At 62.6% G+C, this 24,564-nt stretch carries 12 protein-coding genes; 5 read left to right on the top strand and 7 right to left on the bottom strand.

The features are described from left to right. Window positions 1-25 precede the first annotated feature (25 nt). From MKZ91_RS03715 to MKZ91_RS03700, 4 genes are all read right to left on the bottom strand, one after another. Entirely contained in the window at window positions 26-886 is an 861-nt protein-coding gene (locus tag MKZ91_RS03715) for a shikimate dehydrogenase (RefSeq protein WP_336168107.1), read from the bottom strand. A 90-nt stretch (window positions 887-976) separates the two neighbouring features. Beyond that, window positions 977-1,993 (bottom strand): TRAP transporter substrate-binding protein, encoded by a 1,017-nt coding sequence (locus MKZ91_RS03710; protein WP_336168105.1) that lies wholly within the window; start codon window positions 1,991-1,993, stop codon window positions 977-979. A 56-nt stretch (window positions 1,994-2,049) separates the two neighbouring features. Beyond that, on the bottom strand, window positions 2,050-3,330 hold the full coding sequence (locus tag MKZ91_RS03705) for a TRAP transporter large permease subunit (RefSeq protein WP_336168103.1): 1,281 nt from the start codon (window positions 3,328-3,330) through the stop codon (window positions 2,050-2,052). An 11-nt stretch (window positions 3,331-3,341) separates the two neighbouring features. After that, entirely contained in the window at window positions 3,342-3,905 is a 564-nt protein-coding gene (locus MKZ91_RS03700; RefSeq protein ID WP_336168101.1) for a TRAP transporter small permease, read from the bottom strand. A gap of 292 nt (window positions 3,906-4,197) precedes the next feature. On the opposite strand from MKZ91_RS03700, the gene MKZ91_RS03695 reads away from it, so the two are divergent. Further along, on the top strand, window positions 4,198-4,854 hold the full coding sequence (locus MKZ91_RS03695) for a TetR/AcrR family transcriptional regulator (protein WP_336168099.1): 657 nt from the start codon (window positions 4,198-4,200) through the stop codon (window positions 4,852-4,854). A gap of 91 nt (window positions 4,855-4,945) precedes the next feature. Here MKZ91_RS03695 and MKZ91_RS03690 read toward each other — a convergent pair whose 3' ends face one another. The 3 genes from MKZ91_RS03690 to MKZ91_RS03680 all read right to left on the bottom strand — a co-directional run bounded on the left by MKZ91_RS03690 (window position 4,946) and on the right by MKZ91_RS03680 (window position 7,926). Then, window positions 4,946-5,077: a hypothetical protein gene (locus MKZ91_RS03690; protein WP_336168097.1), complete on the bottom strand. Its 132-nt coding sequence runs from the start codon at window positions 5,075-5,077 to the stop codon at window positions 4,946-4,948. A gap of 210 nt (window positions 5,078-5,287) precedes the next feature. Then, the gene (locus MKZ91_RS03685; protein WP_336168095.1) at window positions 5,288-5,968 is read right to left on the bottom strand and encodes a response regulator transcription factor; all 681 of its coding nucleotides are present in this window, start codon (window positions 5,966-5,968) and stop codon (window positions 5,288-5,290) included. A gap of 479 nt (window positions 5,969-6,447) precedes the next feature. Beyond that, window positions 6,448-7,926, bottom strand: coding sequence for a sensor histidine kinase (locus MKZ91_RS03680; RefSeq protein WP_336168093.1), 1,479 nt, complete (start codon window positions 7,924-7,926; stop codon window positions 6,448-6,450). A gap of 343 nt (window positions 7,927-8,269) precedes the next feature. On the opposite strand from MKZ91_RS03680, the gene MKZ91_RS03675 reads away from it, so the two are divergent. The 4 genes from MKZ91_RS03675 (at window position 8,270) to MKZ91_RS03660 (ending at window position 23,736) form a co-directional block, all read left to right on the top strand. Further along, a complete protein-coding gene (locus MKZ91_RS03675) occupies window positions 8,270-17,749 on the top strand; it encodes a peroxidase family protein (protein ID WP_336168091.1) in 9,480 nt (3,159 codons plus the stop codon). Between the two features lie 76 nt (window positions 17,750-17,825). Beyond that, a complete protein-coding gene (locus MKZ91_RS03670; RefSeq protein WP_336168089.1) occupies window positions 17,826-19,577 on the top strand; it encodes a type I secretion system permease/ATPase in 1,752 nt (583 codons plus the stop codon). A gap of 39 nt (window positions 19,578-19,616) precedes the next feature. Continuing rightward, window positions 19,617-22,337 (top strand): calcium-binding protein, encoded by a 2,721-nt coding sequence (locus MKZ91_RS03665; protein ID WP_336168087.1) that lies wholly within the window; start codon window positions 19,617-19,619, stop codon window positions 22,335-22,337. A 73-nt stretch (window positions 22,338-22,410) separates the two neighbouring features. Next, window positions 22,411-23,736 carry an HlyD family type I secretion periplasmic adaptor subunit gene (locus MKZ91_RS03660; RefSeq protein WP_336168085.1) on the top strand — a complete coding sequence of 442 codons (1,326 nt, stop codon included), beginning with the start codon at window positions 22,411-22,413 and terminating at the stop codon, window positions 23,734-23,736. The last annotated feature ends 828 nt before the right edge of the window (window positions 23,737-24,564 follow it).

Here is a 24,564-nt window from a genome sequence, read left to right as displayed (position 1 = left end):
CGCTGGAACGTTCGGTCCACCGGTCTCAGCCGGTCATCGCCTTGAAATGGTTGAGCATCCGTGTTGCGTCCGGCTCGAGCCCGGTAAACAGGCGAAAGGCGCCGACCGCCTGGAAGACGGCCATGCCACCACCATCGAGCGTCTGGCATCCGCGGCGCCTGGCTTCCTCAAGCAGCGCCGTTTCGAGCGGGAAGTAAACGATCTCGGCGACCCAATGGCGCGGGTCGATGAGGTCCCTGTCGAGCGGCAATCCGGGATATTTCGCCATGCCCGTCGGCGTCGCATGAATGAGCCCGGACGCTATGCGCATCGCTGCGGGTAGATCCGTGCCGGCGTCGATCTCAGCCTCGGGGAAGAAGCCGGCGAGCATCGTGGCGAGCGCTTGCGCCCGCTCCGGCTCACGATCGAAAACTTCAAGGCGCTTCAAGCCAAGTGAAAGTGCGGCATAGGCCGTCGCCACGCCTGCGCCGCCGGCACCAAGCTGGACGGCGAAGGAAAGGTCGGCATCGGGCAGGCCGCGCCTGAAACTTTCGGCAAAGCCCCACCAGTCGGTGTTATGGCCGTAGCGTCGGCCGCCCTTAAGAACGACGGTGTTGACGGCACCAAGCCGTTGCGCGTCGGGCGCAAGCTCGTCGAGATGGGCAATCACCGCCTGCTTGCACGGGTGGGTAATGTTGAGACCCGAAAACCCGTTCTGCTCGGCATCGGCAAGCAGGCGCGGCAGGTCGTCTGGCGTGGCATTCAGTTCGTGGAGATCAATCAGCTCATAGGCATAGCGGAGCCCCTGAGCTGCGCCCTCCGCCATATGCATCGCCGGCGTCAGCGAGGCCTGGATGCCAGCGCCGATCAGACCTGCCTTCAAGGGTCTTACAAGCGTTTCGGTCATGGTTTCCGTTTCCATTTTTCCTGCCGGCAATCCCGGACAGCCGCCTTACCGGCCCGCCGCTCGTTGTCGGCGGGCCGGTGTCTGCCGCGGTTACTGGCCGCGGGCAGCGCTGATTTCCTTGAACAGGGCCTGGACCGTTTCCGCACCGATCTCGGCGCTGAACTTCTCGATCACTGGCTTGACCGCCTCGCGCAGCTTCTGCGTTTCCTCGGGGCTGAGTTCGCTGACCTCCATGCCGGTCTTGCGAATTTCATCAAGCGCTGCCGCGTCTGCCTCGCGCGACACCTTGCGCTGGAAATCACGCGCTTCGGTCGCGGCCGCCTGCAGGACGGCCTGCTCCTCGCCGTTCAGCCCATCCCAGAACTTCTTGCTGACGAGCACGATCTGCGGATTGTACTGATGACGCGTCAGCGTCATGTACTTCTGCACTTCGTAGAACTTGGCGTTCAGGATGTTTGCCGCCGGGTTCTCCTGCCCGTCGACCGTACCGGTCTCAAGCGCCGTGTAGAGCTCCGTATAGGGCAGCGGCACGGCATTGGCGCCGAGCGTGTTGAAGAGCTCGATCGGGATCGGTGACTGGATCGTGCGGATCTTCAGGCCCTTGATGTCCTCGATCTTGGTCACCGGGTGGCGGTTGTTGGTCAGGTTGCGGAAACCGAGTTCCCAGTAGCCAAGCCCGACAAGACCGGTATCGGGCAGGAGCTTGGTGAGGCTTTCGCCAAACGGACCATCCATCACCTTGTCGGCTTCCGTGCCGCTATCAAAGAGGAAGGGAAGATCGACGGCACCGAACTGCTTGACGTTGTTGGCAAGGATGCCGGCGTTCAGCACCGTCATCTCGATGACGCCACCCTGCAGCGCCGAAACGGTCTGGACGTCGCCGCCAAGCGTGCCGCCGGGGAAAAGCTTCACCTCGATCTTGCCGCCACTCTTGTCCTTCACGAGTTCGGCGAATTTTTCCATGCCGGTCACCTGTGGGTGACCCTTGTTGTTCGCAGACGCGAACTTGATGGTCTGGTCGCGGATCTCCGCAAATGTCGGTCCTGCCGATAGCAAGACGAGGGGCAAGGCAAGGCCGAGCGCCAGCTTTGTCATTCTGTTCAACATGTTCTCCTCCCAGGTTGGGCCGGCTTTCCCGGCCGTGTTGAAGCGTGAAATTGCCATCAGTGCCCGAACCAGGAGACCGGAACGGTCACCAGCCCGGGAAACAGGACGAGCAGGAATAGGACGATCAGTTCGGCGATCAGGAAGGGCATCACCCCCTTCATCAGATCTTCCATCGACAGTTTCGAGACGCCGCAGATGACGTTCAGAACGGTGCCGACCGGTGGCGTGATGAGGCCGATCGAATTGTTGATGATGAACAGCACGCCGAAATAGACCGGATCGATCCCCGCCTGCTTGATGATCGGCATCAATACCGGCGTCATCACCAGGATGGTGGGCGTCATGTCCATGGCCGTGCCGACGACGACAACCAGGACCATGATCGCGATCAGCAGTAGGGTCTGGTTGCCCATCAGCGGCTCGACAAGGGAAGCCAGCGCGCCCGGCACGTCGGCGACCGTGATCAGCCAGGCCGACACGGCCGCGCAGGCGACGAGGAACATGACCACCGAGGTGATCTTCGCCGCCGCCACGAAGACGTGGAACAACTGGGCCGGAGGGAGCTCGCGATAAATCACCATCGAGACGAAGAGCGAATAGACGGCGGCAACGACGCCGGCTTCGGTGGGCGTGAACACCCCGAATTTCAGGCCAACGATGATGATTACCGGCAGCATCAGTGCCCAGATGCTGTCGGCGAGCGCCCGAAGCCGCACCGTGCCGCTCTGCCGTGGTGGCAATTCGAACTGCTCCTTGCGGGCGACGATGAGCCAGGTCACGCAAAGCGCAGCGGCGATCATCAATCCTGGAAAGATGCCGGCAAGAAAGAGCTTGGTAATCGAGACCCCGCCAACGACGCCATAGAGGATGAAGCCGATTGACGGCGGAATGATCGGGCCGATGATCGATGCAGAGGCGATCAGGCCGCCGGCCCGCGCCGCATCGTGACCGCTCTTCAGCATCATCGGCAAAAGCAGCGCGCCAAGGGCAGCCGCATCCGCGACGGCCGAGCCGGAAAGGCTGGAAAGAACGCAGGCCGCAAAGATCACCACAAAACCGAGGCCACCCCGGATATGTCCGACCAGCGCCATCGCCAGCCCGACGATGCGTCGGGAAAGCCCGCCCGTGTTCATCACCTCGCCGGCGAGCAGGAAGAAGGGCACCGCCATCAGCGGGAAACTGTCGGCGCCGTTGAGCACGTTCTGCGCCACGATCTGTGCGTCGAAGAGGCCGAGGTAGAGCATCAGTGCGACGCCGCTGAGGATCAGGGCGAAGGCAATCGGCACGCCGAGCGCCATCGGCCCGAGAAGTGCGCCAAGGAAGATGGTAACAGTCATCGACGCCTCCCTTAGTGCTTGACGGAAAGCGGCCCGAGCGCGGGCGCCGCGGGGGTGTCGTGCGGGACTTCGTCCTCGCTGTCGCGCACCAGTTCCGCCGTCGTCACGTCAATGCGGCCGGTGGCGATGGCGAAAGCGTCGGAAAGCAGGATCAGGAAGGCCGGGATACCGAAGGCAAGGCCCGCGCCGTAGAAGAAACCCATGGAGATCCCGGTCGCCGGAGCGCCGACGTGGAGATTGATCAGCGTCTGCGCCCAGCTGCCGCTGATCATCAGCCAGGTCGCATAGAGCATCAGCCCGTGCCCCAGCAGCACCGCGACCTTCGCGGCCGGCGGCGGCAGTCGCTTGATCAGCGAATCGACGCCAAGATGCCCGTGCTCGCGCATTGCGACGACGGCACCGAGGAAGGTGAGCCAGACGAAAAAGATGCGCGACAGCTCCTCTGAAACCGTGATCCCCTGATTGAAGGCGTATCGCAGCACAACATTGCCGAAGACGAGCACGACCATGCCGGCAAGCAGCAAGGCGATCGCCACCTTCAGCACGAAGAAATAGAAATCGATGAAACGGGTCATGCGCTCCTCCCAGGCCGCAGGCGGATCAAGGTGACCTCGCTTGCGTGCGCTTCTCTCTCCCATGCCGGTCCTGCCGACTATCCTGGCCCTGCGCTCCTCCGCATGCCAGGTTGATGTTTCTCCAAAATGTACTAACTAGTTCGGATGTCAAGCGTCTTGCTATTGAAAGCAGGAGGCAAGGTGGACTATGTCTTGGGACATCGCCTGGGAGAGGCGCCTCCGGCTCGACGGAAGAAGCGAGCAATAAAGTCGACGAAACAAGGGCTTGTGGAAGAGCGGGGCAGCGCGAAAAATGGCCGCACGGCAGCCGAACGGCAGGAAGAACGATCCGCAGCGGACGAAGGACGACATCCTCGAAGTGGCGACGGAGGAGTTCTCCACCCATGGGCTGGCCGGCGCGCGCGTTGACGCCATCGCCGAGCGCACGCGCACTTCGAAGCGGATGATCTATTATTATTTCGGCAGCAAGGAAGCCCTGTATCTCGCCGTGCTCGAGCGCTCCTACCGCAAGATCCGAACGCTTGAGGCCGACCTGAAGCTTGCCAACCTGCCGCCGGAAGAGGCGCTACGGGCGCTGATCGCCACGACCTTCGATCACGACGAAGCCAATCCCGACTTTGTCCGCCTCGTCAGCATCGAGAATATCCATCACGCCGCGCACATGATGCGCTCGGACGCGATCCGCGATCTCAACGTGTCGGTGATCCAGACGATCGAGGCGATCATCGAGCGCGGCTTTGCCGATGGCAGCTTCCGCCGCAAGACCGACCCGATCGACATTCACATGATGATCAGCGCGTTCTGCTTCTTCCGCGTTTCCAACCGCTACACCTTCGGAACGATCTTCCGCCGCGACCTTTCCGAACCGGCCACGATCGGGCGGCATCGCACCATGATCGCCGATGCGGTGGTGAGCTATCTGAAGGGTGCCGACACGGTCGGCGCTTAATTTCCGCACGACATCCTGACGCTCCGCACGTCGTGCCGGCTGGGTCGCCGGAGCACGCCGGCGACCACGGTGAACCTGAAGGCGGCCGGCCCTAGGCGGACGGCTCCCCGTTGCGCTGAACCACCACGCTGAGCAGAGCCAGGACGCCGGACCCCACCATCAGGAAGAACGAGACGGCGTTCAGCACCGGGGTCGAGCCGACCTTCACCATGCGGTCATACATGGTGATCGTCAGCGGCGCGTCCGAACCGACAGCATCAACGTGGTGTTGAAGTTCTCGAAGGAGACGAGAAACGCGACGGGCTGGATGCTTCGGTTTGCAGGAGACTGTGAGATGGGACAGGCTCGGCAACGCGCCGACATTGCTCTTCGAATACTAATGCGCGCACTTCCACGTGCAAGCTTCCGCACGGCCGCTTGCTGGAGGCGGGCCTTAGTTGATCCGGCCCGTCGCGTTGCGCTCGGCGAGCCCGTCGGGCAGCACCTCCAGGCGCTGCGCCGCAAGCACGACCTCGAGCCGGTTGCGGGCGTCGAGCTTCTGCATCAGCACCGTCATGTAGTGCTTGACGGTCTTCTCGCTGATATCAAGACAGCTCGCGATTTCGCGGTTGGTGCTGCCGCGCATCAGATGGCGCACGATCTGCTCTTCACGCAGGCTGAGGCGCTGCTGCGCCTGTTTTCGCCGACGCATCTCCGCAGTCTTCATCGCCATGATGACCTTGGTGGCAAACCCCGCGGAAATGAAGGTCTCCCCGTCATAGACCGTGCGGATCGCCTGATGGAGATCACCAGCGCTGCTACCCTTGAGCACATAGCCGGAGACGCCGTAGTTCAGGATCTGGATCGCCGTTTCAATGCTCGAATTGGCGGTGAAGACGATGACGCGCGTATCCTGATACTTTTGCGCAATCAGTTCGATGGCTGCAACGGCGTCGCCCGGCATGCTCAGATCGAGCACGAGAACATGCGGAGAATGTTCTTCGACAATTCTCAGAGCATCGACCGCATTTTCACCCTTGGCGACAATTTCCAGATCGCTTTTCCCGGAGTAAAGACTGACCAACCCTTCAAGCAGGATTGGGTGATCATCAACAAACGCAACTGAAATACACATAGACGCAAATCTCCGTCCGCAATAGTTGTGCGTACCCAAATATTTCTGCGCAACTCTTGGCGATTACGACAGAAAACCCGGACATGCTCACTTAAAGCACGAGGATACACCGAGAATTTTTTAAGTATTCAGTTCCAATACATCACCCGCATCAGCGCGGAAGCAACAATATTCTTTTGGTAGCGCCAATCCCCTCCTCTAAATGGGTTACGAGCAAGTGCACGTCCCTCATCCCACAGAGGCATAGTAGTGCAACAATTTTCCATTTTAAAGTGCATGCTTAAATATAGGTTAATTTTATGGGTTTTCGATTGTTGTCATGATGATGGCGCGCGCAGAACCAGTTTCTGCTGCGCAATGATCCGGGCTTGCCAGTATGCTTGAATGCCTTGCCGGCCAACGTCCTGCGCCAACGCGCCCAATCGGGGAGAATACCTCCAGCAATGGTGCCGTCCGGTTGGCTGGCAGGCGTTCGTTCGTTACGCGTCGAGAACGCCGGTGCTGTGATCAAGCGGCAGGATCGCCGTGACAACCGTGCCGTTGCGCCGGCGGACGGTGCGCATCCTTCCACCGAATGCGCGGATCCGGCGCTTCTGCGTGAGCGTCCCGATACCGGAGCGGCTGGGACTGCGGTGCAACGTCTCACCTGGAGGCGACCCCACATCGACGACCCGTATCACCAGGCGATTGCGTTTCGTGGCGAAGCGCACGTGCTGCCGATTGCCGGGGGCATGACGTTCACCGTTCATCAGGGCTTCCTGAATGAAGCGGTAGACGCAGATGTTCAGATGAGGATCGACCGTCTGCGATGCGATCATGCCGACGATGTCGATGTCGCGTCCCGTGAGATCGACGTGACGAGAGACCGCAAGCTGGATCGTGTCCGTGAGCGGCATGTCGTCGAGTTCCGGCAACACCAGATCGGACGATATGTTGCGAAGATCCTCGAGCACCGTGGTCACGGTGGAGACAAGGCGCTCGACCTCCTGGTGGCGCATCGGTTCGCGTGTGTCGTCTGTGGCAACCGGATCGGCAATGTCGCTCAGCTTGAGCTTGAGCAGCGTCAGCAGTTGCACCGGACCATCGTGCAGATCGCTGCCGATCTGATTGAGGATCATCTCGTTGAGTTTTCCGGCCTCGAGCCGGGCGGACTCGGCGGCCGAGCGCAGCCTGCGGTTCTGGTTCGAAAGCTCTACCGCGCGCATCAGGCTGCGCCTGATGGCGTCATGCTGCTTGTCGATCACGCGACTGCCGCTGCGCACGATCATAAAGAGCAGGGCCAGCATCGGCACGGTAACGAGCAGGACGGTACTGATCGTCGATCGCCAGGCGGCAGAGAGCTCCGCCATCAAAACGTCCGGTCGCTCGTAGAACTCCCCGACAAGCACAACTTTGCCTGTCTCATCGCGAACGAGCGGCGCATAGACCTCGATGGCCATGCCGCTTTGCCTGCCGGTCGCGAACTGATGGGACTGTTCGTCACGCCCCACGACGGTCTCGCCTGAAAGCGCGCGCCACAATTCACCGAAAACCACGTTTTCGGCAACCGCCAGGCCGGAGGTCGAATACATGATGCTGCCGTCTGGCTGCCAGATCCTCAGTTCGAGAAAGCCGAGGGCGCTGTTGTCGAGCAGGGCCTTCAGTTTCTCCTCGACTTCGGGCTGAAGCCTGCCACGTTCGATATCCTGCTTCGAAATCAGCGGCGCAACGAAGGCTTCCATGTAGCCTGCACCGAGCGAACCCACGCTGTTGAGCACCGTCTTCTCCAGTCGATTGGTGGCCAGGATGGCGAGCGTGATCATCAGGGTCAGAACGACGAATGTCGCGATGATGATGAACTGGGTCTCGAGCCTCAGACGCCGGAAGGACGAAAGCAGATTTCTGAAGGTGGCCGACCGACGCAAGTCCAAGGAATAGATCCGCGTTGCCGGCCTCGCATTGTTTCTGGCGGAATCCATGACAAATTCCCGGTCTGTTGCTCTGGAAACTATATTCTACAATCCTTAATAAGCCACTCGCCAATCCTCACCCTGGTGAATTGCCTGCAATACTTGTTGCCAAGTCTTATCCTCAAACGATGGCCAATCGTCCCGAAAGGATTAGGACTTAGGTCCAGAAATGCTCCGGACCTAAGTCACCGACATGGTCCGTCCTTTGGTCGCGCAACTCGCGGGACTTTGTTCTCTACGCAGGGCGATCCCTTGGTGCGTTAATAGCGGCCAGTATCAGGAATGCGACCTCATATCAGCGGAACGACCGGTGTCGTTCCGAGGGGATCGCTTTGTCTCGACGGAGGGGAAAATGGCCGCGTTTAAGCTCAATCTGCAAGATCTGACGTTCATCCTGAAGCAGATCAAAATCGCCGAGGCACACTCGAACGGTGCTGCGCTAACCGACATTCGGCTCGACATCAACGGGAATGTCATCACCGCCTCAACGGCCTATGACGATGACGGCAATTTCATCGGCGGCCCTGGCTACCCCTCGACCGACATCAACGGCAACCCGATCACCTACGTGCTGGCCATCCCGGATCCGAAGACACCCTACGGTCTGCGTACGGTCGACGGTACCTACAACAACCTCGTCGAGGGACGCGAGACCTGGGGCGCCGCCAACCAGCCGATGCCGCGCATGTTCGACCCGAACTACATGAACGATGGTGATAACGACACCATGCCCTTCGGCCCGCCCGGCGGCCCGGCTGTGACGAACACCGACTACGGTGTCATTGGCGCTCCGACGGCCGTCACTACCAACGCCGGCCACACCGGAAACGTCGCCGATGCCGATCCGCGCATCATTTCCAACCTCGTCGTCGACATGTCCTTCAACAACCCGGCAGCAATTGTCGCCGCGTTGACCTTTGCCGGCAGCGAAACAATCCATGGCGTCGGTGGCGACCTCGAAACCGCTCAAAGTGCAGTGACGGCCTACAAGGCCGCGCTGGCCGCAATCGATCCCGGCTTGCCGGCAGCAGACAAACTTGCCGCAGGCACGTTGGCTCTCGATGCACTTCGCGTCGAGTTTGCCGCACTCAGCATCGAGATGGGCAATGACGGCACGCTCATCATCCCGAACGTCGCGCCGGACGAAGGCTTGTCGGCGCCGTTCAACGCGTGGATGACGTTCTTCGGCCAGTTCTTCGACCATGGCCTCGATCTGATCTCCAAGGGCAACAATGGTACAATCTATGTGCCCCTTCAGGCAGACGACCCACTGGTCACTCTCGGACCCGATGGCGTCGCCGGGACCGGTGATGAGGTCGGCCCGAACACCAGATTCATGGCACTTACGCGCGCGACGCCGGTTACGGGCCCCGACGGTGAGACGACCCAGCGCAACGTCACCACGTCCTGGGTCGACCAGAACCAGACCTACACCTCGCATGCGTCGCATCAGGTTTTCCTGCGCGAATATGCGCTCGGCACGGACGGCCGGCCTTACGCAACCGGCCGGCTCCTGACCGGTGACGAAGGCGGCCTCGCGACATGGGCCGACGTCAAGGAGCAGGCACTCGAAATGCTCGGAATCGAGCTCTCTGACCGAGATGTCTCTGCCGTGCCGCTGCTGCTCACGGATCCCTACGGCGAGTTCATCCGCGATGCCAACGGCTTCCCGCAGGTCGTGGCCAGCATCGGCCCGGACCTGACGCCCTTCACGGATGACGATGTCTATGCCAGCGGCACGCCGGACGCGCCGCTCGTGCTCTCCAGCCTCAATGGCGGCCTCGGCCCGGTCCGCACCAACAACGCCTTTTTGGATGACATCGCGCATGCAGCGACGCCTGTCATCGTCGGGGGCGTGCTCCAAGAGGATGACGATAACGAACTTGGATATTCTGGCGGTTTTGACGCCCGCGGCCAACAAACAGCCTACGACGACGAACTTCTCGACCGGCACTACATCACCGGCGACGGTCGTGGCAACGAGAACATCGGCCTGACGACTGTGCATCACATCTTCCATTCCGAGCACAACCGCCAGGTCGATACCCAGAAACTGACGATCCTGCAGAGTGGCAACCTTTCCTTCATCAACGAATGGCTGGCCAATGATATCGGTGCGCTTCCAGCAGACTTCCTGACGAGCACTCCGCTCCAACAACTGGCCTATGCAAATTCTCTGACCTGGGATGGTGAACGGCTGTTTCAGGCAGCCCGCTTCGCCACCGAAATGCAGTACCAGCACCTCGTCTTCGAGGAGTTCGGCCGCAAGATCCAGCCGGCGATCGACCCCTTCGTCTTCAACTCGGTCACCGACATCAACCCGTCGATCTTCGCCGAGTTCGCCAACGTCGTTTACCGCTTCGGCCATTCGATGCTGACGGAAAACATGCCGCGCCTCGACGCCAATGGCAATCCGATGGAAGACGAGCTCGGACTTGTCGAATCCTTCCTCAACCCGGTCCTGTTCGACAATGACGGCGCCATCTCGCACGACGAAGGGGCGGCCGCCATCGTGCGCGGCATGACGATCGAACGTGGCAACGAGATCGACGAATTCATCACCGGCGCGCTGCGCAACAACCTGCTCGGCCTGCCGCTCGACCTGGCATCGATCAACATTGCCCGCGCTCGCGACACCGGCATGCCGACGCTCAACCAGGCGCGCGAGCAGCTTTACGCCGCAACCGGCTCCACCTTCCTCAAGCCATACGAGAGCTGGGTCGAATTCGCTGCCAACCTCAAGAACCCGATGTCGGTGATCAACTTCATCGCCGCCTACGGCACACATGGCTCGATCACCGGCACGCTTGAGCAGAAGCGTACGGCGGCAATGGAACTCGTTTTTGGTGTCGATCTCAACGGCGGCGGCGTGGCAGGGGACCGCACGGCCTTCCTGAACGGCACCGGCGCCTGGACGGGCCTGGAAACCGGCTTCGGCAATATCGACCTCTGGATCGGCGGCCTGGCTGAAAAGAAGATGCCGTTCGGCGGCATGCTCGGCTCTACCTTCAACGCTGTCTTCGAGGCTCAGCTCGAAGCGCTGCAGGACGGCGACCGCTTCTACTACCTGACCCGAACCCAGGGCCAGAACTTCCTGAACCAGCTGGAGCAGAACTCCTTCTCCAAGATGATCCTCGCAAATACGGCGCTGGCCGACCCAGGCGCCGACGGTATCCGCGGTACGGCGGATGACGTCATCTCCCGACATATCGGTATCGACTCCTTCGCCAATTACGACTTCGTCTTCGAAGTCGATGCGACGAAGCAGGCGGACTATGCGCCGGACGATCCTCTCAGCGTCGACCCGACCGGCAACGACCCGGTCATGGAAGCCCTTGGCTTCACCAAGGTCATTCGCGACGATCCGAACACGCCCGGCGCCGACGTGAACTACTTCCGCACCTTCGGCGGCGAACATGTCGTTGTCGGCGGCACGAACGGCGCCGACACCATCATCACGGATTTCGGCGATGACGCCATCTGGGGTGACGATGGCAACGACCGGATCGAATCGGGCGCCGGCGTCGACCTCGTCAACGGCGGTGGCGGCGACGACATCATCACCGACAGCGGCGACACCGGCGACTTCCTCAAGGGCGAGGAAGGCAACGACGTCATCGCCAACTCCAACGGCCTCGACGTGCTGATGGGCGGCGACGGCAAGGACGTGGTCTTCGTCGGCGTCGACGACACCGAAGCCTTCGGCGGTGCCGGTGACGACTTCATTCTCGGCGGTGCCGGTGTCGACCTGTTGATGGGCAACGAGGGCGACGACTGGATGGAGGCCGGCGACGGCTTCGACACCACGGCAGGCGACAACTCCGAACTGTTCTTCAATTCGACGATCAAGGGCCATGACGTCATGTTCGCCGGCAGCGAGGAACATGACTTCGACGGCGAGTCCGGCGACGACATCATGGTCCAGGGCGAAAGCGTCATGCGCAACGAAGGCATGTTCGGATTCGACTGGGCGATCTTCAAGGGCATGGCTCTGAACGGATACGCCGACATGCGCATCCCGATCTTCACGACCGAAGAAGAAGACATCCTGCGCAACCGGTTCGACAAGGTCGAAGCGCTTTCCGGCTGGAACCATAACGACACGCTGATGGGTGACGACCGCGTTGCCGGCGACATCCTGCCTGGTGACACCGTTGCGACGACGGAAGGCATCTTCTTCAACGACGAACTGTCCCAGGCGGGCGTGAACCGGATCGAAGGGTTTCGCGCACTGCTTGGCAACCTTGTCGCTGCGGCGCCGGTCGGCGCAACGGCAGCCCAACTCGAAGCGCTAACCGCCTTCAACAGCGGAAACATCCTGCTTGGTGGCGGCGGCTCGGACAGCCTGCGCGGGAACGGCGGCGACGATTTCCTCGACGGCGATGCGTGGCTCAATGTCCGCATCCGCATCACCGCCCCAGGTGCGGCCAACAGCGATGCCAACGAGATCTCCACGGTCGACAGCCTGAAGCATGTGTTCACCGCGACTGACGCCGGCGATCCGAGCTGGGTCGGCAAATCGCTCTTCGACCTGATGATCTCCCGAACGATCGTGCCGACGCAGTTGCATATCGTTCGCGAGGTCGTGGAGGACGACGGCGCCGGAGACACCGACATCGCTGCCTTCAACGACGTCAGAGCGAACTACACCATCACCAGCAACGGCGACGGCTCGATCCGCGTCGACCACGTCACAGTGTCGGCCATCATCGATCCTCTCACCGAACGGGCACTTGTCTCCGACGGCGTCGACACGGTCAGAAACGTCGAGGTGCTGCGCTTCAGCGACGGCGACTTCGTGCTGACGCCTCCCGATCTCAGGCTCAACGCCTTTGATACGTTGGCGGTATCCGACACCTTCGCGACCAACGCCTACAATAACAACAGCAGCACCAGCGCAAGCTGGGCCAATAACTGGGCCGAAACGGGTGATGATGGCAGCGCCACCAATGCCGCTGGCCAGATCCGCGTCAACGGCGGCGGCCTCCGGTTTGAGGACGGCAATGGGGCCAGCGTTCAGCGTTCGGTCAACCTGACGGGTGTAACTTCCGCCACGCTGACCTACTCCGCCAATCCGGACAACTTGGAACTCACCGAATCCGTCATCGTGGAATTTGCGGCTGACGGAACCAACTTCGTCCTGCTGAACACCATCACCGGCAATGGCCCCAACCAAAGCTACTCACACACCCTGACGGGGAACTTCGGCGCCAATGGCGTGCTTCGTTTCACCGCGAACAACATTGATGCGACCAACGAGGTCGTCGTCGTCGATAACGTCGCCATCACCTTCACCCGTCCGGCAAACCCCGTAACGGTCGATGTAGAGCAGACCTTCACGGAAGGCAGCGCAGCGATCTCGATCGCCAGCGAGCCTTCGATCACCGACGATGTCGCACAGATGGCCTCGGCCCGCATCGTCCTCACCAATGCCTCGGCCGGCGACGTGCTGATCGTCGGCGGCCTGCCGGCCGGCATCACCGGCGCCATCGACACTTCGGTGGCCGGCCGCATCACCGTTACCCTGACGGGCCAGGCATCGCTTGCCGCCTATCAGAACGCCATCCAGGCGGTCAGCTATCGCAATGACTCGAACGCTCCGTCGATCGACGACCGCACCATCACGGTTACCGTCAATGACGGTCTCGTGGACAGCAACGTCGCCACCTCGACGATCAACGTCGTCAGCGTGAACGACGCGCCGGTCGCCGGTGACGATCGCATCGTTACCAACAATATCAACGTGCCCTTCACCATCCCGACCTGGGCGCTGATGGCCGATGACGTCGATGCCGACGGCCCGGTTCTGGCGATCACCCAGGTCGCGGCCGTCGCTGGCCTGACTGTGCCGCAGCCGCTGAACCAGACGATCACCATCACCGACACCGGCACGGCCGGCGGCAATTTCAACTATTCGGTCAGCGACAGCATTGCCAGCGATCTCGCTCAAGTAAACGTCGTGCGCGATGCCACCGGAACCATCGGCGGTCGCGGGCTCGGGTTCGACAATGCCGGCGACGACATCATGGTCGGCGACAATGCAGCCAACACGATTGAAGGTGCCGCCGGCAACGACATCATCTTCGCCGGCGGTGGCGACGACACCATCAACTGGACGGCCGGTACCATCATCGGCATTCCGTTCAACGACGGTCGGGACTTCGTCGACGGCGGCGCCGGCACGAATGACCGGATCATCATAAACGGCAGCAATGCCGCGGAAGCCTTCGTCGTCTACGCTGCTGCCGATGCGATCGCCGCCGGCTTCACCGGCCTGAAGCCCGGAACGGAAATCGTCATCACCCGTGACGGCAACGTGATCACCGAACTCGACAATATCGAAGAGATCACCATCAACACCGGGGGCGGCGTCGATACCGTCACCGTGGTTGGCAACTTCAACGGCACCAGCCTCAACTTCAACACGATCACGGTCAACGGCGAAACCGGTAACGATACCGTCGACTTCTCCGACCTGCAGTCGGCCCACCGCATCGTCTTCCGCTCGAACGGCGGCAACGACACCATCGTCGGCACTATCCGGCCGCAGGATGTCGTCCAGCTCGCACCCGGAAGCGACCTTTCGACCTACACGATGACGAACAACGCCAACGGTTCGAAGACGCTGACGAACGGCACGCACTCGATCACCTTCACCGGTACGGTGCCGCCGCAGTTCCAGAACACGCCTCCGACCCAGGGCAATGACGAAGGCATCTCGGGCCGCTTCGAATACACCCCGAACGACCTTGCGGGCCTCAAAAACCTCGTCAACGGGCTGCCGGCCTTCGACGAAGACGACGACACGGATGGCTTCACCGGTGTCCGGACACTCTCCGGCGAGGGCAACAATGAAGACAATCCCGGATGGGGTTCGGCAGACACGCCGTTCATCCGCCTCACCGATGCGCATTACGGGGCCTACAATCCGGCGACCGGCAACAACGACATCAATCCGATCTTTGCCGGCCTCGATCCGCGCAATATCAGCAACATCCTCGGCGGCCAGGAAGCCGACCTGCCGAAGAACGGGAAGGACGCCAACATCTTCTTCATGGCCTTCGGCCAGTACTTCGACCATGGCCTCGACTTCCTCGGCAAGGGCGGAAATGGCACGATCCAGATCGGTGCGGCAGGTGGCGGCGCTCCTGGCTCCGGCAACCCGGCTGATCTGACCCGCGGCACGGTCTCCTCCTATGAGGACGGCGTACCGCAGCACCTGAACAAGACCTCGGCCTTCGTCGACCAGAACCAGGCCTACGGTTCGAACGAACTCGTCGGACAGTTCCTGCGTGAAGGCGATGGCAATGGCGGGCTCGGTGCCCATCTGCTGGCAGGCGCGACCGATCCGTCGAACAGCAACTTCAAACTGCTGCCGACGCTGCGCGAACTGATCATGCACCATTGGGAAAACAACACCGTCTTCCACTCGGCCTCGCTGCCGGGCGGCCAGGTGAGCTTCCAGACCTACTTTGCCGGTCTGGTGACCAACGGCGTGATCAACCAGGCAATGTTGCCGGCGATGACGTCCAACTTCATGGGCAGCACCCATGCGCTGCTTCTCGACACCAACCCCTTCATCAGCTTGCTCGACCACTATGTCGTCGGCGATGGGCGCGGCAACGAGAACTTCGCATTGACCTCGATGCACACCATCTGGGCCCGCAACCACAACTTCCATGTGGAAGGGCTGGAAGCCGCCGGCTTTGATGGCACCGCCGAGGAGCTCTATCAGGCGGCCAAGATGATCAACGAGGCTGAATATCAGCGCGTGGTCTTCGACGAATTCGCCGAAATGCTGATCGGCGGCATCCGCGGCCTCGGAACTCACGGCTTCGAGGAGTACAATCCGGATGCGTCGGCCGGCATCTCGCACGAGTTCGCCGCAGCCGTCTATCGCGTCGGCCATTCGCTGATCGGCCAGACGATGACGGTGATCGGACCCGACGGCCTGCCGAAACAGGTCGCCCTGTTCGACGCCTTCCTCAACCCGACCAACGAGGCCGGCGCCTTTACCGCACCGCTGCCTCCCGGATATGTGCCGCAACCCGGCTACGAGCAGCTTGGTGTCAATGCCATCCTCGGCGGCACGATCGCGCAAGCCGCCGAAGAGGTGGACTTCAACATCGTCGACGCCGTGCGCAACGACCTCGTTCGCATCAGTGCCGACCTGTTCTCCTTCAACGTGGCACGCGGCTGGGACGTCGGGCTTGGCACGCTCAACCAGATCCGCATGGACCTGGCGGCATCCCAGGATCCCTATGTGGCCGCAGCGCGCGGTTATGCCGGCGACCTCTCGCCCTATACGTCCTGGGAGGATTTCCAGGCACGCAACGGCCTGAGCAACACGGTGATCAACCAGTTCAAGCAGGCCTACCCGGATCTCGTGCTGCAGGCCCAGGACATCGCCCCATTCCAGGCTATCAATCCGGGCATTCAGGTCGCGATCCAGGCCAACGGAACCGGTGTCGTCAAGGGTATCGACCGGGTCGACCTCTGGGTCGGTGGCCTTGCCGAGAAACACATCAATGACGGCATGGTCGGCCAGACCTTCTGGATCGTGTTGCATGAGCAGTTCGAGCGCCTGCAGGAGGCCGATCGCTTCTACTACATCAGCCGCTTCGACAATTTCGACTTCTACGAAAACATCATCGACGGCCAGGAATTTGCCGACATCATCGCCCGCAACACGGGCATGACCGATCTTCCGGAACACATCTTCGAGACAAACGAGCTCGATGATGAGGATGAAGACGACGACGATCCGGTCGGTGGCGGCGATGACGGTGACGACGATGACGATCCGGTCGGCGGCGACGATGATGACGACGACGACCAGGATGACGATGACGATGACGGCTGCAGCAACGGCGACGGAGACGGCTCGGGCTCCGGTGACGGGGATGGCGATGGCACTGGCACGCCGCTTCCGGTCGCTGCCCGCACGTTGATCGGCACGGCTGCTGCGGATGTTCTGCTCGGTGGCGCGGCCGCGGACGTGCTGCTCGGGGGAGCCTCGGGCGACATCCTGTCCGGTGATGCCGGCAACGACGTGCTGCGCGGCGAGGACGGCGAGGACGTGCTGACGGCCGGTGACGGCGACGACGTCGCCTCGGGTGGATCGGGCAACGACGAGATCCACGGCGGGGCCGGAGCCGACATGCTGTTCGGCAACGGCGACGACGACCTGATCTACGGCGATGCCGGCAACGACGTCATCGAAGGTGGCGCAGGTTCGGACAGGGCCTGGGGCGGTGAAGGTCATGACACCGTGCTCGCCACGCTCAACGACGGCTCCGACAGCTACTGGGGCGGCGAGGGTGGCGACACGCTCGACTACTCGGTCGCCACCGGCAACCTGACGGTTGATCTCGGCAACGGCTTCATGGGCCGCGGCCAGGTGGTCGGCACCCAGGTCGGCACCGACACGATCTACGGCTTCGAGAACTTCATCGGCGGCTCGGGCCACGATGAGATCACCGCATCGACCGCCGTCAACGTCATCGATGGCGGCCTTGGCGAGGACGTCTTCCGCTTCACCTCGATAGCGGCGGCCGACGGCGACACGATCTACGGCTTCTCGCCGGGCGACCGTATCGACTTCGCGGCGATCGACGCCAAGACCGGTCAGGCGGGCGTGCAGGGCTTCACGCTCAAGGCCGGGACGACGCTGACCGGGGCGGGCCAGATCGTGGTCACCCACGAAGACCGCGACGGCGCCGACGTGACCGTGATCCGCGGCAGCGTCGATGCCGATCCGGATGCCGATTTCGAGCTGACGCTCGACGGCACCCACAACCTCAAGGTCGCCGACTTCAACGGCGTCTCCTGAGCATGAAGCCGAACTCCCGGCCGGTTGTTAGCCGGCCGGGACACCATGCAGGCGGACCAAAAAAGGGGATCTCATCATGAGCAAGAAAAAAGAGCCGCAACACAAGATCGGCGGCATGCGTGGTATCCTGATCTATCTCTTCGGCCTATCAGGCGTCATCAACATCCTGGCGCTGACCGGCGCCTTCTACATGCTGCAGATCTACGACCGGGCACTGACCAGCGGCAGCATCTCCACCCTGGTCGCCCTGTCGCTGCTGGCCGTCGGGCTTTACCTGTTCCAGGGCCTCTTCGACGTCATCCGCTCGCAGATCCTGGTGCGGCTTGGCGCCCGACTTGATGCCGAACTTGCGCCCCTCGCCCACAAGGTGGTGATCGAGATGCCACGCTTCGGCTACTCGACCGCCGAGGCAACCGAACGTGGCCGTGACGTCGACACGCTGCGTGGTTTTCTCGCCAGCCAGGGTCCCGTGGCGCTGTTCGACCTGCCCTGGATCCCGATCTATCTCGCTTTCGTCTGGCTGCTGCATCCCATGCTCGGCTACCTGACACTTGGCGGCGCGCTGGTGCTGGCGCTGCTGACGCTGGCCGCCGAGGTGCTGACGCGGCGTCATTCGCAATCGATGATCAAGGCCTCCGTGGCACGCAGTTCGGTGGCCGAAAGCAACGCCCGCAACAGCGACGTGCTGCACGCGATGGGCATGACCGGCCGCGCGGTCGAACGCTTCGAAAAGGCCAATCGCCGCCATCTCGACTGTCAGACCAAGACGTCTGATGTCGGCGGCACGCTGTCCGGCCTGTCGAAGGTGCTGCGCATGATCCTGCAGTCGGCGATCCTCGGGCTCGGCGCCTATCTGGCGATCCGCGGGCAGATGTCGGCCGGCGCGATCATCGCCTCGTCGATCGTGACGGCACGGGCGCTCGCGCCAGTGGATCTGGCGATCGCGCAGTGGAAGGGGGTGGTCTCTGCCCGTCGCAGCTATCACCGCCTCAACGAGACGCTCGGCGTGCTCGACGAACGCAAGGGCAATCTCGACCTGCCGGCCCCGAGCGAGAGCCTGAGCCTCGACAAGGTGACGACGGTTGCGCCTTCGACCGGTGCCGTGCTCTTGAGCGAAGTGAGCCTGGAGCTGAAGGCCGGCCAGGCGCTGGGGCTGATCGGCCCTTCGGGCGGCGGCAAGACGACGCTGGCGCGCACCATGCTCGGCATCTGGCCGACGCTGCGCGGGGCGGTGCGCATCGACGGTGCCGATCTCAACCAGTGGCCGGAGGTGCTGTTCAACCAGCATGTCGGCTACCTGCCTCAGGATGTGGCGCTGATGGACGGCACCGTGTCCGACAATATTTCGCGCTTCGCCGAAGCGCCGAACGCGCGGGCGATCATCCGCGCCGCCAAGGCCGCCGGCATCCACGAGATGATCGTGCATCTGCCGAACGGCTACCAGACCGAACTTGGTCCCCACGGAACCGCACTGTCCGCAGGCCAGAGGCAGCGTATCGCCTTGGCTCGTGCCCTCTACGGGGATCCTTTTCTTGTGGTGCTCGACGAGCCCAACTCCAACCTCGACGCCGAGGGCGAGGAGGCGCTCAACCAGGCGATCCTCAAGGTGCGTGAGCGCGGCGGCATCGTCGTCATCGTGGCCCACCGCCCAAGCGCACTGCAGACGGTCGACATGATCGGCCTGGTGCAGGCTGGCAGGTTGGTCGCCTTCGGCCCGAAGGAAGAAATCCTGCCGCAGCAAAAGACGCGGCCACTGGTGGTCGAGAAGACGCGACGTGCCGATACCGGCATGCCGCAACAACAGCGCGTGCCGGCTGCGGCGGAGTAACAGAGCAAAGAGGTCCGGCGATAAGCCGAGGAGGACGTCATGGACGAGGAACTCATCCTGAAACGGCCCGACAGCCAGAAGGCCGTCGCACCGATGAACCGGTACGAAATCGCCGACTTGCCCGAGCGCAAGCGCGGCCGACTGCTGCTGCCGGCGCTCCTCCTTGGTGGCCTCGGCTCGGTGTTCGGCGTCAAGGAAGGGGAAAGCGAACCGACGACCGACGGACGGTATCGCCAGCCCTTCGGCCCGGATCAGCCGACAGACATTGCGCCTGAGCAGCAGGAAAACGGGCTGGCCGGTGCGCTCGACATGGTGGAACAGGTCGCGGCCTACTTCCAGGAACTGATGGAAGACCTGGCACTGACGACCGGAACGGTACCGCCGCGGCTCGGACGCCTGCGCGCCTCCGTCAGGCTCGCCTTCGACGAGGGCGCGCCCGACACCGATCTCATCGACGAGCGGCCGTTCCGGACCAGCACGCGACCGGCCAACGACAACAGCCTCCTGACCTACGAATTCCCCGGACTGTCGTCCTTCAATAGCCCGCCGCCACGCGGCCCCGACGATGATGACGACGACGATGACGACGATGGCGGTCCGGGTGGTCCCGGCGGCCCTGGTGGCCCTGGTGGCCCGGGCGACGGCGATGATGACGGTGGCGATGACGACGGCGGCGGCACACGCAACAACCGCCTGCCACTGGTTACCGGTCGAAACGTGCTGGCCAATGGCCTGATGAATCTGTCGGCGGTGATCCTGCTCAATGACCTGCTCGCCAATACGATCGACCCGGATGGCGACGGGATGTCGATCGCCAATCTGTCGGTGTCCAGCGGCTCGATCCGCACCTATGGCGACGGCATGTGGCTTTATACGCCGGAACGCGACGAAATCGGCGACATCACCTTCAGCTACACCATCACGGACGGCACGGGCCAGGTCGCCAACGGTGCCCGGATGACGCTGTTGAATTGGCCGGCGAACGAGATCAACGGCACCGAGGGCGACGATATCATGCTCGGCACGCCGCGGCCGGACATCATCGCTGCCCTTGGCGGCGACGACCTCGTCTATGGCCGCGAGTCCGACGACATCATCCTTGGCGGCGAAGGCGACGACACGCTGATCGGCGGTGACGGCAACGATACGCTCTATGGCGAGGCCGGCAACGATCGGCTGTTCGGCGGCCGCGGCAACGACATCCTGTTCGGTGGCACCGGCGACGACCAGCTGTACGGCGACGAAGGCAACGACATCCTCATCGGCGAAGCCGGTGACGACCTCCTCTCCGGCGGCAGCGGCAACGACCGCCTCTACGGCGATGAGGGCGAAGACGTGATGGACGGCGATGCTGGCGACGATGTGGTCGACGGCGGCGCCGGTGTCGACCGGTTGTCTGGTGGCTCGGGCAAGGACACGGTGCTCGCCGGCGCCGGCGACGACACGATTGAGACCGGGCTGACTGGCGAAGAAGCCCGCAGCAATTTCCCCCCCGCCAGCGACGGCAACGACCACTATGCCGGCGGCGAAGGCACGGATACGCTCGACGCCAGCGATGCGCAGGAGACGATCGTCGTCGACCTCGAAGCCGGAACGGCGGCAGGCAGCGAGATCGGCTCCGACACGCTTGACAGCATCGAGAACGTGATCGCCGGTTCGGGCGATGACCAGATCTCCGGCGACGACGCCGGCAACACGCTGGTCGGCAATGACGGCGACGATGTCATTGAAGGCAATGGCGGCAATGACACGCTGGTTGCTGGCAGCGGCGACGACACCGTCTCCGGCGGTGAAGGCAATGACACGGTCGTCATTGTCACCGTCGAGGAAAGCGCCAGCGCCGACAATGACGGCGACGACAGCTACAGCGGTGGCGGCGGTGTCGACACGCTCGACTTCTCGGCGCTGGTCCAGGCTGTTCTTGCGGACATGGAAGCCAGCATTGCGACCGGCGACGAAATCGGCGAGGACCAGATCGACGGCTTCGAGATCATCCTCGGCGGAGGCGGCCGTGACCGCATTTCCGGCGGCTACGGCAACGACATCCTGTCGGGTGGAGACGGCGATGATCGCCTGAAGGGTCGGGGCGGCGACGACGTCCTTGTCGGGGGCGACGGCGATGACGAGCTGGAAGGCAACAGCGGCAACGACACGTTCCTCGTGGTGATCACGCCTCAATGCGGCGACGATGGCGACGATGAAATCGACGGCAACGAAGCCACCGACACCTACGACGCTTCAGCGGCAACCAGGGCCGTGGTGATCGACCTCGATCGCGGTACCGCGGAGGGGGTCGAGATCGGTCGTGACACGTTGACCTCGATCGAGGCTGCGGTCGGCGGCAAGGGCAACGACGTTATTGTTGCGAGCAATGCCGTGAACTTCCTCGCCGGTGGCGACGGCGCCGATGTCTTTGTCTTCCGCAGCCTCGCTGCGCTCGTCAATGGCGGCGTTGGGCGCGACGAAATCCGCGACTTCCAGGTCGGCGACCGCATCGACCTGTCGAAGATCGCCGAGGCGATCGGCGGCCTCGTCTTTACCCAGTTTGTCGATGGCGGAAGCCCGCCTCCGACGCACCAGATCACCTTCTTTCACGAGACCTTCGGCGATGGGGAGCGCACCGTGGTTCGCGCCGTGATCGATTTCGATCGCGACGAAGATCTCGAATTCCTGATCGCCGGCCGCCACGCATTGACGGCGCAGGACTTCATCCTCGCAGCCCTCGACCATCCGGCGGACCAGCCTAGGGACACTTTGTAGCGAACCTACGCCTGAAAGACCCAATCACGACAACAACACAACCGTATCCGTCACGCGTTACCGGGAGAAAGCCATGACCAGGAAAGACAACAACGACAACACCGCGGTCGTCGAAGACAAGCCGGCTAAGGATCGCGCCCAGTTTGGCATCACCTCGCGCGTCATCGTCTCGGCGCTGTTTGCAACCACGCTCATCTTCGGCGTCGGCGGCTGGGCCGCCCATGCCAAGCTTTCCGGCGCCGTCATTACCCAGGGCCAGATCGCAGTTTCCCAGCAGGTCAAACTCATCCAGCATCGCGACGGCGGCATCGTCTCGGAGATCGCGGTTCGCAACGGCGACCATGTCAAGAAGGGCGATGTGCTCATCCGCCTCGACGAGACCCAGACCCGGGTGGAACTGGCAATCGTGCGCGGCCAGCTTCAGCAGTTTCACGCCATGCGCGCCCGGCTGATCGCCGAGCGCGACGGCGAGACCGTAGTCTCCTTCGACGGCCTCGACGTCAGCGACGTGCTGAAGACAAGCGAACTCAAATTGTTCGAGGCCAACCGGCGCATGATCACCAGCCAGGAAGAGCAGATGCGGCTGCAGATCACCCAGCTGGAAGAGCAGATCCGCGGCCTGAAGGCCCAGACCGGCTCGAGCGACAAGGAAAAGGAGATCGTCGAGAAGGAGATCACCAAACTCGAGACGCTCTTGAAGAGCGGCCTGGTGCCCGTTTCCGAGCACCGGGACCTGTTGCGCCAGATGGCCCGCATCGACGGCTCCAAGGGCGAGCTGGTCGCACGCATTGCCGAGGCGGTCGGCCAGATCAGCGAGCTGCGCATCAAGCTGATGGCGATCGATCAGACCACCCGCAAGGAAACCCAGACCCAGATCGTCGGCATCGAAGCCAAGATCGCCGAGCTCAGCGAACGTGAAGTGGCCGCCCGTGACCGGCTGTCGCGCATGGACGTGCGTGCGCCCGTCGACGGCCTGGTCTACGACCTGCAGCTTCATACCATCGGCGGCATCCTCGTGCCCGGCGCCACCGTCATGTCGCTCGTGCCCGAGGACGACGACCTGACCGTCGAGATCCGCATTCCGCCGGCTGACATCGACCGCGTCGCACCCGGTCAGCCGAGCCGCATGCGCTTCACCGCCTTCAACCAGCGCGTGACGCCGGAGCTTGATGGCGAAATCAACGTCGTCGCCGCCGCGACCACCGTCGATCGCGCCACCGGACAGCCCTTCTACCTGGCAACGGTCGACATCACCGAACCCTTGGAAAAGCTCGGCAATCGCAAGCTCATTCCGGGCATGCCGGTCGAGGTCTATGTGCAGACCGAAGAACGCACTGCGATCTCCTATCTGACGAAACCATTCACCGACCAGATGCTGCGCGCCTTCCGGGAGGAGTAGAGCGCCGGTTGCCGTCATTCAGTCACCGGGGGGGGAAGGAGGCGGCGGGGGGCCACGAGGCGACGTTGTTGATGGCGCCGAGTTGGAACTGCTGCCTCCTTACCGGAGATCGAACCCCACAGTTCTCCATCATGGTTCAACAGCTTTGACGGGTATGCCGGTTGCTATTCCTCGTGAAAAAGCGCGGCTGATCTGGTCAGACAAGGGCTTCATGAGATAGGAAAGCGCTGGTCGCTCACCGGTCTGAACAGTGCTTCTGCGGGCATTCCGGGGACCAGCGCAAGGCCGTCGGCAGGGGGCGCCTGCCGTACGGCACTGTCAACACAGCTTTAGCGCGGAGCAACCGCGCCCGCATAAAAACCGCCGTCGCCGCCGTAATAATCGTCTCTGACACTGCTTACACCGCTCGAGGTCTGGGAGCATCCAGCGAGCGCGGAGAGTACGAGCAACAATGTGACAATACGCATAGGGTCCGATCCTTTCTTGGCTGTCGCACACATAGTCATCGGCAAAGGCCCGGACAACCAGGCGACAGCAAGACTTTCAACCAAACCCTGTATCCGCGCGAGTACGTTACTGAAGCGAAGACGCGTAGTCAGGGGGCATTGCCCCCGACCTAGGACCGGGACGAGAGCGCCATATTCATCCATCTGGCCCCTTGTCAGGTGGACAATCGATCCGGCAATGGCCTCGAAAGGCCAACCCTCGGGCAAGGTGACACGCGGCGCGGCGAAGCCCTTCGGCGACCAGCAGGCAGGCGATCGTTTCCGGCGCAGGCAAGCGCGGGCGCCGGTCGTCGGCCTCGTTGGGCGGGCGGGCTATGACATG

It is taken from the genome of Ensifer sp. MJa1 (assembly GCF_037026475.1).
Classification (GTDB): domain Bacteria; phylum Pseudomonadota; class Alphaproteobacteria; order Rhizobiales; family Rhizobiaceae; genus Ensifer.
This window is presented reverse-complemented; position numbering and strand designations above follow the sequence as displayed.

Excerpts from the sequence above, each read along its gene's own strand:
- MKZ91_RS03715 (WP_336168107.1), bottom strand. The coding sequence starts at position 886 with ATGACCGAAACGCTTGTAAGACCCTTGAAGGCAGGTCTGATCGGCGCT.
- MKZ91_RS03710 (WP_336168105.1), bottom strand. The coding sequence starts at position 1,993 with ATGTTGAACAGAATGACAAAGCTGGCGCTCGGCCTTGCCTTGCCCCTC.
- MKZ91_RS03705 (WP_336168103.1), bottom strand. The coding sequence starts at position 3,330 with ATGACTGTTACCATCTTCCTTGGCGCACTTCTCGGGCCGATGGCGCTC.
- MKZ91_RS03700 (WP_336168101.1), bottom strand. The coding sequence starts at position 3,905 with ATGACCCGTTTCATCGATTTCTATTTCTTCGTGCTGAAGGTGGCGATC.
- MKZ91_RS03695 (WP_336168099.1), top strand. The coding sequence starts at position 4,198 with ATGGCCGCACGGCAGCCGAACGGCAGGAAGAACGATCCGCAGCGGACG.
- MKZ91_RS03690 (WP_336168097.1), bottom strand. The coding sequence starts at position 5,077 with ATGTATGACCGCATGGTGAAGGTCGGCTCGACCCCGGTGCTGAACGCC.
- MKZ91_RS03685 (WP_336168095.1), bottom strand. The coding sequence starts at position 5,968 with ATGTGTATTTCAGTTGCGTTTGTTGATGATCACCCAATCCTGCTTGAA.
- MKZ91_RS03680 (WP_336168093.1), bottom strand. The coding sequence starts at position 7,926 with ATGGATTCCGCCAGAAACAATGCGAGGCCGGCAACGCGGATCTATTCC.
- MKZ91_RS03675 (WP_336168091.1), top strand. The coding sequence starts at position 8,270 with ATGGCCGCGTTTAAGCTCAATCTGCAAGATCTGACGTTCATCCTGAAG.
- MKZ91_RS03670 (WP_336168089.1), top strand. The coding sequence starts at position 17,826 with ATGAGCAAGAAAAAAGAGCCGCAACACAAGATCGGCGGCATGCGTGGT.
- MKZ91_RS03665 (WP_336168087.1), top strand. The coding sequence starts at position 19,617 with ATGGACGAGGAACTCATCCTGAAACGGCCCGACAGCCAGAAGGCCGTC.
- MKZ91_RS03660 (WP_336168085.1), top strand. The coding sequence starts at position 22,411 with ATGACCAGGAAAGACAACAACGACAACACCGCGGTCGTCGAAGACAAG.